Consider the following 12,558-nt stretch of genomic DNA (forward strand, 5'->3'; position numbering starts at 1 on the left):
CCGGGCAGGGGAGATCCTGCCCGGTTTTTCTATCCGCGCGTTCCGTTGATCCAGACATCCCGGATCGCCCGGTCATCGCCCATCATGATCGTCGGGAACAGGGCTTCCCAGATATCCTCGGCGCGGTTCGTGCGTTGCGCGATGTCGGGGGTAGAGGCCAGATCAAGCACCACCAGATCGGCTTCCATGCCTTCTGCGACATTGCCGATCTTGTCTTCCATATGCAGCGACTTGGCCGATCCCGCCGTACCCAGCCACAAAAGCTGTGCCGCATGCAGTGAATTGTGCCGCAGATGCGCCACCTCATAGGCCGCAGCCATGGTGCGCAGCATTGAAAAGCTTGATCCGCCGCCCGTGTCCGTTGCCAGACCCACACGCTGCCCCTCGGCCATCAACCCGCCCATGTCGAACAGGCCCGAGCCGATAAAGGTGTTTGAGGTCGGGCAATGGATCAGGCCCGCGCCAACCTCTCGAAGTCGCGCCTTTTCACGGTCTTCAAGGTGGATGGCATGACCATAAAGTCCCTTTTCACCAAGCAGCCCAAAGGCCTCGTAGGTATCCAGATAATCGCGCGCCTCGGGGAACAGGCCCTTCACCCATTCGATTTCGTCGGTCTGTTCGCTCAGGTGGGTCTGCATCAGGCATTCGGGGTGTTCCGCCCACAGGTCGCCAAGCGCCCGCAGTTGCTCGGGTGTCGAGGTCGGGGAAAACCGCGGCGTGATCGCATAAGAAATACGGTCAATACCCTGCCATTTCTCGATCAGCGCCTTGCTCTGGTCATAGGCCAGCTGCGCCGTGTCGCGCAGGCCTTCTGGTGCATTGCGATCCATACAGGTTTTGCCCGCCACCACACGCTGTCCACGTGCGCTTGCCTCGCCAAAGAAGGCATCCACCGATTCCGGATGGATGGTGCAATAGCTCACCATCGTCGTCACGCCATGCGAGCGGGTCAGGTCGAAATACAGCTTTGCCATCTCGGCGGCATAGGCCGGATCGCCAAAACGCATTTCTTCAGGAAAGGTATAGCTGTTCAGCCAGTCAATCAGCCGCTTGCCCCAACTCGCGATGATACCGGTCTGCGGATAATGCACATGCGCATCGACGAACCCGGCGCAGATCAGCCCGTCGCCATAGTCCACCACGTCAGCCTGCGGATGGGCCGCGCGCAGGTCATCCCCTTCGCCCACGGCCGCGATCTTGCCGTCTTCCACCAGAACACCGCCGCGCCGCCGGAAAACCGCCGCCTCCTCGACGGGCATGTCGAACGGGTTGCCTGTGAACCCCAGCGTCTGCCCCAGCAAAAGCACTGCCTTGCTCATCCCTGTCTCCTTGCATTCGCGCATTCCGAGTCTAAAGCCTTTCGGGGTATACGGGAAGCGACCACCGCTCGAAACGCCCCATCGAAAATAGGTGTTTAAAGGGTTTCCAGAAAATCCCGCTGTCCCCTTGAGCCACATGCCTGAAGATTGTGAAAAATCTCGAAAATTCCGTCGCTTTCCGTTGAGTTCCCCCCGAATTTTCCCCTATTGTCCGGCCACGAGCAGAACACTTGGAGGGTGAACCATGAGCCAAGCGACCGACCAGATCACCCCCGAATCCGAAGCCGACGAAGACGTCTATGCGCTTGATCCCAAGGTTATCTCCGCGATCCTCTATGCGGTGGAGGTTCACGACAAGGACCAGCTGACCGCGCTGATGGACCCGCTGCACCCGGCCGACATCGCCGACGTGCTGGAACAGATCAACGCCTTTGACCGTCGTCGCCTGATCGAACTCTATGATCGCGAATTCGACGGTGACATCCTTTCGGAACTGGATGAAAACATCCGTGAAGACGTCATGTCGGTCCTCAAGCCCGATGTCCTTGCCGAAGCGGTGCGGGATCTTGATTCCGATGACGTTGTCGACCTCGTCGAAGACCTCGATGAACCTCAGCAGGAAGCCATCCTAGAGGTTCTCGAAGATGCCGACCGTGTCGCCGTCGAACAGGCGCTGTCCTACCCCGAGGAATCCGCCGGCCGTCTCATGCAGCGCGAAACCGCATGGGCGCCCGAGCATTGGAACGTGGGGCAGTGTATCGACTACCTGCGCAATGCCGACGACCTGCCGGAACAGTTCTACCACGTGATCCTTGTCGATCCGCGCATGCGCCCCATCGGCAATGTCACGCTGGGCCGCATCATGGGCTCGCGCCGCGAAGTCCTGCTCAAGGACATCATGGAAGAGATGTTTCAGGTCATCCCCGTCTATCAGGACGAGGAAGACGTGGCCTATGCGTTCAACCAGTACCACCTGATCTCGGCCCCGGTTGTCGATGAAAACGAGCGCCTTGTGGGTGTCATCACCATCGACGACGCCATGATCGTTCTGGACGAGGAACACGAGGAAGACATCCTGCGCCTTGCCGGTGTTGGTGAAAGCTCGATGTCCGACACCGTGGTCGACACCACCAAACAGCGCCTGCCATGGCTTGCTGTGAACCTTGTGACCGCGATCCTTGCCTCGCTGGTCATTGCCCAGTTCGAAGACACCATCGGCCGCTTTGTCGCCCTGGCCGTCCTGATGCCGATCGTCGCCTCGATGGGGGGCAATGCCGGCACCCAGTCGCTGACGGTTGCGGTGCGCGCCATCGCCACCAAGGACCTTACCGGCGCCAACGTCTGGCGCGTGATCCGTCGTGAATGCCTTGTCGGCCTGTTCAACGGCCTCGCCTTCGCCGTGGTGATGGGCATCGTTGGCGTTATCTGGTTCGGCTCGGCCCAGCTTGGCTATGTGATTGCTGTCGCGATGGTGATCAATCTGGTCGTGGCCGGGCTTGCCGGAACGGTCATTCCGGTGTTGTTGGAAAAGGTCGGCGTCGACCCGGCCCTGGCCTCCGGCTCTTTCGTGACAACGGTCACGGATGTGGTCGGCTTCTTTGCCTTCCTGGGCCTTGCCGCCGCCGTTCTGACCTAAGAAAAACGAGGGATTTCATGGACCTGACCGAGATCAAGGCCGCCGCCCGCAAGGCCGCCTTTGCCCGCCGCAAAGAGGCGTTCCACGCCGCTGCACCCGGCCAGTCCGCCCATCTTTCCGAAGTCCTCGCAGGCTATCGCGGCGTGCCCGTCGCGGGCTACATGCCGATCCGGACCGAGATCAACCCGCTGCCCGCCATGGCCGAAGCCGCCGCGCACGGCCCCGTCGGCGTGCCGGTCATTCAGGGCGAGGCGATGCCACTGGAGTTTTCCCGCTGGGAACCCGACGGCCCCCTGCGCGAAGGCCCCTTCGGTGCGCAGGTGCCGGTCGAGGACAATTACTTTGACCCCGAGATCGTCATCGTGCCGCTGGTGGCCTTCGATGCCAATGGCGGCCGTCTGGGCTATGGCGGCGGCTTCTACGACCGCACCCTCGAACGCCTCCGCGCCCGCCGTGCCACGCTCGCCATCGGCTTCGCCTTCGACGCCCAGGAAGCCGAGAGCCTGCCGCTTGAGCCCACCGACCAGCCGCTCGACATGATCATCACCGAAAGCGGTGTGCGCACGTTCAAATAATCGGCCCACCGCAAGGCGGGTTTGCAGCCTGCGCATCCTATCCCCCCTATACAAACCCGCGCCAATGGGCTAAGGCGCGGGCTTTACCGCTCCCCGAGATGGCCAGATCATGATCGCCCCCGTGGCAAGGGTCATGCGACGCTGCCTTGATGGCACCCCCGGATAGACAAAGAAGACACCGTCGTGAAAAACGCCCTTCAGACCGCGCTGGACAAACGCGGCTACACCTCGCTCACCCCCGTGCAAGAGGCCATTCTCAACCCCGAGTACGAAGGGGCGGACCTGCTGGTTTCGGCCCAGACCGGTTCTGGCAAGACGCTGGCGTTCGGCATGACCATCGCGCCCACCATTCTGGGCGAAGAAGAGGTCTTTGGCCCGGCCTCCGCACCGCTGGCCCTCGTCATCGCGCCGACCCGCGAACTGGCCCTTCAGGTCAAGCGCGAACTGGGCTGGCTCTATGCCGAAGCGGGCGTCTTTGTGGCCTCCTGTGTCGGTGGCATGGACATGCGCGATGAACGCCGCGCCCTGGCGCGCGGTGCCCATATCGTTGTCGCCACACCGGGCCGCCTGCGCGATCACATCATGCGCGAAAGCATCGACCTCTCGCAGATCCGCGCCGTGGTTCTGGACGAGGCCGACGAGATGCTTGACCTCGGCTTCCGCGAAGACCTCGAATTCATCCTTGGCGAAGCGCCCGAAGACCGCCAGACACTGCTGTTCTCGGCCACGGTCCCGAAATCCATCGCCGCGCTGGCCCAAAGCTATCAGCGCGATGCCATCCGCGTGGTTGCCAAGTCCGAAGCAACCCAGCACGCCGACATTGAATACCGCGCGATGCTGGTGGCCGACCGCGACGTGGACAACGCCGTTATCAACACGCTGCGTTACTACGAGGCGCCCAACGCCATCGTCTTTGCCAACACCCGCGCCATGGTCAACCGCCTGACCACGCGCCTGTCGAACCGTGGTTTCAACGTCGTAGCGCTTTCCGGTGAACTCTCTCAAAGCGAACGCACCCATGCGCTGCAAGCCATGCGCGACGGTCGGGCACAGGTCTGCGTGGCCACCGACGTGGCGGCTCGTGGCATCGACCTGCCGAAACTCGATCTCGTGGTGCACGCCGAACTGCCGTCGAACCATGAAACCCTTTTGCACCGCTCGGGCCGTACCGGTCGGGCAGGGCGCAAGGGCGTCAGCGCGCTGGTTGTGACCAAGAAAAGCCGCAAGAAGGCCGAGCGCATCCTTGGCTGGGCCAAGCTCACCGCGGAATGGAACAACGCGCCCTCAGCCGATGAGGTCAAGGCCCGCGACGAGGAACGCATGTTCGCCGATCCGGTCTGGGCCGAACCTATTGCCGAAAGCGATCTCGAGACCGTCACCAAGCTGACAGAGGCCTTCAGCGCCGAACAGATCGCCGCCGCGTACCTGCGCCTTCTGCACTCGATCCACACCGCGCCGGAAGAGCTGTCCGAGTTTGAAAAGAAACGCCCCCTGCACAAGGATTTCGGGCCAAGCGTCTGGTTCTCGATCGAAGGCGGCCATGACGCCGGGGCCGAGCCGCGCCGTGTCCTGCCGATGCTCTGCAAGATGGGCGACATCACCAAGGATGACATCGGCGCAATCCGCGTTCAGAAGGATCAGACCTACGTCCAGATTCTCGAGGCCAGTGTCGACGGCTTCCTTGCCGCCATCGGCGCCGAGATGAAAGTCGAAGACGGCGCCGCTATGACACGTCTCGCCGAAGAGCCCAAGCTTGCCCCGCAAGGCGGCAAACCGCGCTTTGGCGGCAAGCCGTCGGGCAAGTTCGGCCCCAAGCCGCATCGTGGTAAACCGCGCAAGGACGACGGATACAAGCCGCGCCCACCGCGTGAGGACACCAAGGGCGGCGAGGGCGAGACCCGCAAGTCCAAACCGGGCAAGCCGCCCCGTAAGGCCGATCCCGACGTACACCGCGCGGCGAAACCACAGGGTAAGCCGCAGGGCAAACCACAAGGCAAACCCGGCAAACAGGGCGGTAACGACATGCCGCGCCGGTCCAAGTCAGATGCGCCATCCAAGCCGCGCAAGCCCAAGGGTCCGCCGCCGCCCGTCGGCAAGCCCAACAGCAAGAAAAACAAGGCCCGCGCCGCCGCCGCCGCAAAAACCAAGGCCGCAGAAAAGCGCAAGGGCGGCCGCAAGTAACCCGCCATAACGTCAGGTCGCGTCCCTTTGGCGCGTTAAAACCGCATCGCGACCTGTCGTGCCCTCTTGCCCGTGCGCAGCCAAACGGCTACGGCATGGGGCCATGAAAATTCTTTTTTTGGGCGATGTCATGGGGCGTGCGGGGCGCGCTGCCGTGAAAGATACTCTGCCGCGGCTTCGTGAAGACTGGCGGCTCGATTTCGTAGTAGTCAACGGCGAGAACGCCTCGAACGGCATGGGGCTCAGCGCCGACCATGCCAAGATCCTGCTGGATGCAGGGGCCGATTGCATCACCCTTGGCGATCACGCTTTCGACCAGAAAGACATGATGCAGTTCATCCAGACCGAACCGCGCATCATTCGCCCGCAGAACTATGCCCACGGCGATGTCCCAGGGCGTGGATACCGCGTCTTCGAGGCACGCGGCGGGCGCAAGGTGCTGGTGGCGCAGGTGCTGGGCCAGGTCTTCATGAAGCGCCCCTTCGATGATCCGTTTTCTGCGATTGACACGATCCTGCGCAAGCATCCGCGCGGCGGCATGGTGCAGGCCTCCATCGTCGATGTGCATTGCGAGGCGACCTCGGAAAAGATGGGGATGGGCCATTTCTGCGATGGTCGCGCCTCGCTCGTGGTCGGCACCCACACCCACGTTCCCACGGCTGACACCCAGATCCTGCCGAACGGCACCGCTTTCCAGTCCGATGCCGGCATGTGCGGTGACTACAATTCGGTGATCGGCATGGAAAAAACCGAACCCATGCGCCGCTTTGTCACCGGTATGCCCAAAGCCCGCTTTACACCCGCCTTGGGCGAAGCCACGCTGTCCGGCGTCTATGTCGAAACCGACGATCGCACCGGCGCGGCCACCCGTATCGAAATGGTCCGTCAGGGCGGACGCCTCACGCAGGCCGGACCTGCATGAACCAGCGGCACTTCTTTGCCATCCTGCTCCTGCTCGGGTCGGGGTGGGGGCTGACCATCCCGCTGACCAAGGTCGCCGTCAGCGAAGGCTACGAGCCGCTTGGCCTGATCTTCTGGCAGATGGCCATCGGTGCCGTCGCGCTTGGCCTGTTCCGCGTGATCCGGCGCAAACCCGTCGGTATGCCACGGGGCAAGCTGTGGTTCTTCCTGATGGTGGCGCTGCTGGGAACGGTCCTGCCGAACACCTTCTCCTACCGCGCCGCGGCGCATCTCCCGGCGGGGGTGATGGCGGTCTGCATCTCGCTGGTGCCGATCTTTGCCTTTCCCATCGCATTGGCCCTGCGCACCGACCGTTTCGACTGGCTGCGCCTTGGCGGGCTGGCTGCGGGCCTTGCCGGCGTTGTGCTTCTGGTCGGCCCCGACAGCCTGCCCGAAGCCGGCATGGCACTTTGGATTCCCATCGCTTTGGTTGCCCCGCTTTGCTACGGGCTCGAAGGCAATATCGTGGCCAAGGTCGGAATGCAGGATCTTGGCCCCGGCCATGTGCTCTTTGGGGCATCCGTCCTCGGAGCGATCATCGCCCTGCCGCTGGCCATTGGCTCAGGCCAGTTCATCGACCCGCGCACCGAATGGAATGCGCCCGAGTTTGCAATTCTCGGGGCGGCGGTCATCCACGTGGCCGTTTACACTGGCTATGTCTGGCTGGTTTCACAGGCTGGCGCAGTCTTTGCTTCTCAAGTCGCTTATGTCGTAACCGGCATGGGCGTAATCTGGTCCATGCTCCTGTTGTCCGAACGCTACTCGGGTTGGGTATGGGCCTCTTTGCTTCTTATTCTTGTTGGAATGTTTATTGTACAGCCCCGGCGCAAGGATGTGCTTGCCTCCTAGGTGGGCATCGGCAATTGTGATCGCAGGCAAATTTCGGAAGACGAATGGACCTTTTTGATTTTTCTCAGACAACTCAAGCCTACCTCGCCATGGGCGTCGTGGTTTGCATGTTCGCCCTTTTCATGCGTGAAGCCTATCCGGCAGAAGTGGTTGCGATCGCAGGCGCTTCGGTGCTGCTGATCCTTGGCTTGTTGCCCTATGACGAGGCGCTGCACGTCCTGTCGAACCCGGCCCCCTGGACCATTGCGGCGATGTTCATCGTCATGGGGGCTTTGGTGCGGACTGGCGCGCTTGACTGGTTTACCCAACTCGCGGAATCCCAGGCCGAACGCAGCCCGTTGATCGCCATTGGCGCCCTTATGGGGTTTGTGATGATCGCCTCGGCTTTCATGAACAACACCCCCGTTGTGGTGGTCATGATCCCTGTGTTCATTCAGCTCTCGCGCAAACTGGGCGTTTCGGCCAGTAAGCTGCTGATCCCGCTGTCCTATGCGGCGATCCTCGGCGGCTGTCTGACCCTTATCGGTACCTCGACCAACCTGTTGGTTGACGGTGTGGCCCGCTCGCGCGGCATGGAACCCTTCACCATTTTCGAGGTCACGCCGCTGGCTGCGATCCTCGCACTCTGGGGCGCGTTTTACCTCAGCGTCATCGCCCCCCGCCTGTTGCCCAGCCGGGGCAGCATGTCCGACCTCCTGTCCGACAAGGCCTCAAAAAAGTTCTTCACCGAAGCCGTGGTTCCGCCGGAATCCAACCTGATCGGACGGGAAGTCACCGGTGTTCAGCTGTTCAAACGTGATGGCGTGCGCCTTGTTGACGTGATCCGCGGCGATGCCTCGCTGCGCCGCAACCTTGATGGTGTCACCCTTCAGGTCGGCGACCGTGTGGTCCTGCGCACCAAGATGACCGAACTTCTGAGCCTGCAACGCAACAAGAGCCTCAAGCGCGTCGATCAGGTATCGGCCGTTGAAACCACCACAGTCGAAGCCCTCATCACGCCGAACTGCAAGATGGTTGGCCGCCGCCTTGGCGAACTGCGTCTGCGCCGTCGTTTCGGTGTCTACGTCATCGCTGCGCACCGTCGCGACAAGAACATCGGCCGCCAGCTTGACGACCTGATGGTTCAGCCCGGTGACACCCTGCTGCTCGAAGGCTCGCCCGAAGACATTCAGCGCCTGTCGACCGAGATGAACATGCTCGACGTGTCCAAACCCACGGACCGTGCCTACCGCCGAAGCCATGCGCCCCTGGCAATTGGTGCGCTGGCGGGCATCGTGGCCCTCGCGGCCTTTGGTGTCGCCCCGATCCTGCTCCTCGCGGTTCTGGCGATGGCGCTGGTCTTCCTGACCCGCTGTATCGACAGTGACGAGGCCTTCGGCTTTGTCGACGGGCGCCTGCTTGCCCTGATCTTCGCCATGCTGGCGGTGGCCACGGCGCTCGAGACCTCCGGCGCGATCGAGTTGATCGTCCATGCCATCACGCCCTATATCGCGGAACTCTCGCCGTTCTTCATCGTCTGGTCGATCTACCTTCTGACCTCGGTGCTGTCGGAAACCATCAACCACGCGGTTGCGGTCGTCCTGACGCCGGTGGCCATCGGTATCGCCACCTCGCTTGGCATCGACCCGCGTCCCCTTGTTGTGGCCGTGATGATCTCGGCAAGCGCCACCTTCGCGACACCGATCAGCTACCAGACCAACATGATGGTCTATGGCCCCGGCGGTTACCGGTTTACCGACTTCATGAAGGTGGGTATCCCGCTCAACCTCAGCGTTGGTCTGCTTGCGTCACTTCTGATCCCGTTCTTCTGGCCGCTCTGATCTTGGCGGCCAGACCCTTTCCTTCGTCAAAAGGCAACGTGCGTTTGCGAAACCGCGGAATCTCCAAACTCCGCACCTCCGCAATACCGTCACGATACCGACGTAATACCGACGTTGGGTTTTCGGGGTCCCAGACCAGTTAACCCCTTGATTCGAAAAGGGCCGCTCCAAACGGGCGGCCCTTTGTCATTGATATGCGATACCGATCACTTCCGCTTCTTCGGCGGCATCAAATCGGTGATGGTACCTTCGAACATTTCAGCGGCAAAGTTCACCGTCTCCGACAGCGTCGGGTGCGGGTGGATCGTATGGCCCAGATCAACCGCATCAGCGCCCATTTCGATGGCCAGCGCCACCTCGGCGATCAGGTCGCCAGCGTTGGGGCCCACGATACCGGCACCGATCACACGGTCGCCGTCTTCGTCGAAGATGACCTTGGTGATCCCCTCCGAGCGACCCAGCGACAGCGAGCGACCCGAGGCAGCCCACGGGAACACGCCCTTGCCAACCTTGATGCCTTCCGCCTTGGCCTGCGTCTCGGTGATACCCACCCAGGCAACCTCTGGGTCGGTATAGGCGACCGAGGGGATGACGCGCGCATCAAAGAAGCGCTTGTGACCCGCGCAGACTTCTGCCGCAACCTTGCCCTCATGCACGGCCTTGTGCGCCAGCATGGGCTGGCCAACAACGTCACCGATGGCAAAAATATGAGGCACACCAGTGCGTTGCTGGTTGTCGACCGCGATAAAGCCACGCTCGTCCACAGCCACACCAGCCGCACCAGCATTGATCTTGGCACCATTCGGGCGACGTCCGACAGCCACCAGCAGCTTGTCGAAGGTATCCACCTTCTCGCCGTCCGGACCTTCCATTGTTACTTTAAGACCTTCGTCGGTTGCCTCAACAGCCGTGACCTTGGTTTTGGTCAGCACCGCCTCATAGCGCGCTTCAATGCGCTTTTGCAGCGGCTTGACGATGTCCTTGTCGGCACCGGGAATGATCTGGTCCATGAACTCGACGATGGTCACGTCAGAGCCAAGCGCATCATAAACGGTTGCCATTTCCAGACCGATGATCCCGCCACCCAGAACCAGCAGGCGACCGGGAACATCTTCCAGTTCCAACGCACCGGTCGAGTCGATCACGCGCGGATCGTCATGCGGGATGAAGGGCAGGGTCACCGGCTCGGACCCGGCGGCGATGATGCACTGGTCAAAGCTGACAGTGGATTTTTCGCCGTCGTTGTCGACCTCAATCATGTTCGGCCCGGTAAAGGTGCCATAGCCATTGACGACCTGAACCTTCCGCCCTTTGGCCAGACCTGCAAGACCACCTGTCAACTGGTTGATAACGCTCTCTTTCCAGCCGCGCAGTTTGTCGAGATCGACCTCCGGTTTGGCAAAGGTGATGCCGTGATCGGCCATCTCTTCGGCCTCGGTCATGACCTTGGCCGCGTGCAGAAGGGCCTTGGACGGAATACAGCCGACGTTGAGGCAGACGCCACCAAGCGACGAGTCCTTCTCGATCAGGACAACCTTCTTGCCAAGGTCCGCCGACCGGAACGCCGCGGTATAACCACCCGGGCCGGAACCCAGAACCACCACCTCGGCATGAACGTCGCCCGCGCCAGTTGCGGTGCCTGTTGCTGCCACGGCTTGCGGTGCGGTCGGAGCCGCAGGTGCCTCTGCCTTGGGGGCGTCTTCTGTCGCTGCGCCTTCGAACACCATGATGACCGTGCCTTCGGAAACACTGTCGCCTTCGGCAACCTTGATTTCCTTGACCACGCCCGCTGCGGGCGAGGGCACTTCCATCGTGGCCTTGTCGCTCTCCAGTTCGATCAGCGGGTCCTCGGCGGCGACAGTGTCGCCAACCGAAACCAGGATCGAGATCACGGGAACGTCGGAAAAATCACCAATATCAGGGACTTGAACTTCCATTGTGTCGTCCTCCTTACCACATCAGCTTGCGCATGTCGCCGAGCAGGGTCTTGAGCGTCACGCAGAAGCGTGCGGCCAGGGCCCCGTCGATGGCGCGGTGGTCATAGCTCAGGCTAAGCGGTTGCATCAGGCGCGGTACAAACTCTTCGCCGTTCCAGACCGGTGCCATTTTCGAGCGCGTCAGGCCAAGGATCGCTACTTCCGGCGCGTTCACGATCGGGGTGAACGAGGTGCCGCCGATACCGCCCAGCGACGAGATCGTGAAGGTCGCGCCCGACATGTCTGCCGACTTCAGCTCGCCTGCGCGCGCCTTGCCCGACAGCTCCATCAGGTCCTTGGAAATCTCGACAAGACCCTTGCGATCGGCATCCTTGATGACCGGAACAACAAGGCCGTTCGGCGTGTCCGCCGCGAAGCCGATGTTGTAGTAGTCTTTCTTGATCAGCTTGTCGCCGTCGGGATGGATCGACGAGTTCACTTCCCAGTGCTGCTTGAGTGCCGAAACCGAGGCTTTGATCACGAAGGACAGCAGGGTCACGCGATAGCCGTCTTCCTTGGCCAACGTGTCCATTTCCTTGCGGTACTTGTCGAGGTCGGTGATGTCGGCCTCGTCGTTGTGGGTCACGTGGGGCACGTTGAGCCACGAACGGTGCAGCGCAGGGCCCGAGATCTTCTTGATGCGCGGCATGTCCACGTCTTCGACCGGCCCGAACTTCGAGAAGTCGACCGCGGGGATCGGCGGAATGCCCATGCCGCCTTGAACCGCACCACCCGCTGCCGGAGCGGCGGCCGTCGAGGATTTCAGGAAGGCCGTGACGTCTTCGCGCAGGATACGGCCCTTGCGGCCGGTGCCGTTGACTTTTGACAGGTTGATCTCAAGCTGGCGGGCAAAGGCGCGCACAGACGGCGAGGCATGCGCCTTGCCAAAGCCCGCATCGGTTACCGCTGCCGGGGCAGGGGCCGGAGCCGCAGGAGTTGCCGGAGCGGCGGCAGGCGCCGCTGCCGGGGCGGTTTCGGCTGGGGCTGCCGCCGCGCCTTCGCCTTCCACCAAAAGCAGGAGCGAGCCTTCAGAAACCGAGTCACCCTCGGCGACTTTGATCTCGACAACCTTGCCCGACGCAGACGATGGCACTTCCATCGTGGCCTTGTCGCTTTCCAGCTCAACAATCGGGTCTTCTTCCGCGATCACGTCGCCAACGCTGACCAGGATGGTAACAACCGGAACTTCCGAGAAATCACCGATATCGGGAACTTTTACTTCAACAGTCATTGTTCAATCTC

General features: G+C 61.9%; 9 protein-coding genes. 6 read left to right on the forward strand and 3 right to left on the reverse strand.

Features of this window, described 5'->3' with window-relative positions; translation table 11 throughout:
- Positions 1 to 29: 29 nt before the first annotated feature.
- Positions 30 to 1,319: a guanine deaminase gene (guaD, locus tag ABWV42_RS13055; RefSeq protein ID WP_353340528.1), complete on the reverse strand. Its 1,290-nt coding sequence runs from the start codon at positions 1,317 to 1,319 to the stop codon at positions 30 to 32.
- A gap of 244 nt (positions 1,320 to 1,563) precedes the next feature.
- Here guaD and mgtE point away from each other — a divergent pair, with 244 nt between their 5' ends.
- The 6 genes from mgtE (at position 1,564) to ABWV42_RS13085 (ending at position 9,340) form a co-directional block, all read left to right on the forward strand.
- The gene (gene mgtE / locus ABWV42_RS13060) at positions 1,564 to 2,955 is read left to right on the forward strand and encodes a magnesium transporter (protein ID WP_353340529.1); all 1,392 of its coding nucleotides are present in this window, start codon (positions 1,564 to 1,566) and stop codon (positions 2,953 to 2,955) included.
- A gap of 17 nt (positions 2,956 to 2,972) precedes the next feature.
- Complete coding sequence (locus ABWV42_RS13065; protein ID WP_255105896.1) at positions 2,973 to 3,530, forward strand: 5-formyltetrahydrofolate cyclo-ligase; 558 nt, start codon at positions 2,973 to 2,975, stop codon at positions 3,528 to 3,530.
- Positions 3,531 to 3,713: 183 nt separating this feature from the next.
- The gene (locus ABWV42_RS13070; protein WP_353340530.1) at positions 3,714 to 5,711 is read left to right on the forward strand and encodes a DEAD/DEAH box helicase; all 1,998 of its coding nucleotides are present in this window, start codon (positions 3,714 to 3,716) and stop codon (positions 5,709 to 5,711) included.
- A gap of 103 nt (positions 5,712 to 5,814) precedes the next feature.
- Entirely contained in the window at positions 5,815 to 6,633 is an 819-nt protein-coding gene (locus ABWV42_RS13075) for a TIGR00282 family metallophosphoesterase (protein WP_255105906.1), read from the forward strand.
- A complete protein-coding gene (locus tag ABWV42_RS13080; protein ID WP_353340531.1) occupies positions 6,630 to 7,520 on the forward strand; it encodes a DMT family transporter in 891 nt (296 codons plus the stop codon). The genes ABWV42_RS13075 and ABWV42_RS13080 overlap by 4 nt, the downstream gene beginning before the upstream one ends.
- Positions 7,521 to 7,564: 44 nt before the next feature.
- Positions 7,565 to 9,340, forward strand: a complete 1,776-nt coding sequence (locus ABWV42_RS13085; protein WP_255105909.1) for an SLC13 family permease — start codon at positions 7,565 to 7,567, stop codon at positions 9,338 to 9,340.
- A 206-nt stretch (positions 9,341 to 9,546) separates the two neighbouring features.
- Here the strand turns inward: ABWV42_RS13085 and lpdA are convergent, their stop codons facing one another.
- Both lpdA and aceF read right to left on the reverse strand, forming a co-directional pair.
- Positions 9,547 to 11,277, reverse strand: coding sequence for a dihydrolipoyl dehydrogenase (gene lpdA, locus ABWV42_RS13090; protein WP_353340532.1), 1,731 nt, complete (start codon positions 11,275 to 11,277; stop codon positions 9,547 to 9,549).
- A gap of 13 nt (positions 11,278 to 11,290) precedes the next feature.
- Positions 11,291 to 12,547 (reverse strand): dihydrolipoyllysine-residue acetyltransferase, encoded by a 1,257-nt coding sequence (gene aceF, locus ABWV42_RS13095; protein ID WP_353340533.1) that lies wholly within the window; start codon positions 12,545 to 12,547, stop codon positions 11,291 to 11,293.
- Between the last annotated feature and the right edge of the window lie 11 nt (positions 12,548 to 12,558).

The sequence above is a fragment of the Pelagimonas sp. KU-00592-HH genome, assembly GCF_040369695.1.
Taxonomy (GTDB): domain Bacteria; phylum Pseudomonadota; class Alphaproteobacteria; order Rhodobacterales; family Rhodobacteraceae; genus Shimia.

Excerpts from the sequence above, each read along its gene's own strand:
- guaD (WP_353340528.1), bottom strand. The coding sequence starts at position 1,319 with ATGAGCAAGGCAGTGCTTTTGCTGGGGCAGACGCTGGGGTTCACAGGC.
- mgtE (WP_353340529.1), top strand. The coding sequence starts at position 1,564 with ATGAGCCAAGCGACCGACCAGATCACCCCCGAATCCGAAGCCGACGAA.
- ABWV42_RS13065 (WP_255105896.1), top strand. The coding sequence starts at position 2,973 with ATGGACCTGACCGAGATCAAGGCCGCCGCCCGCAAGGCCGCCTTTGCC.
- ABWV42_RS13075 (WP_255105906.1), top strand. The coding sequence starts at position 5,815 with ATGAAAATTCTTTTTTTGGGCGATGTCATGGGGCGTGCGGGGCGCGCT.
- ABWV42_RS13080 (WP_353340531.1), top strand. The coding sequence starts at position 6,630 with ATGAACCAGCGGCACTTCTTTGCCATCCTGCTCCTGCTCGGGTCGGGG.
- ABWV42_RS13085 (WP_255105909.1), top strand. The coding sequence starts at position 7,565 with ATGGACCTTTTTGATTTTTCTCAGACAACTCAAGCCTACCTCGCCATG.
- lpdA (WP_353340532.1), bottom strand. The coding sequence starts at position 11,277 with ATGGAAGTTCAAGTCCCTGATATTGGTGATTTTTCCGACGTTCCCGTG.
- aceF (WP_353340533.1), bottom strand. The coding sequence starts at position 12,547 with ATGACTGTTGAAGTAAAAGTTCCCGATATCGGTGATTTCTCGGAAGTT.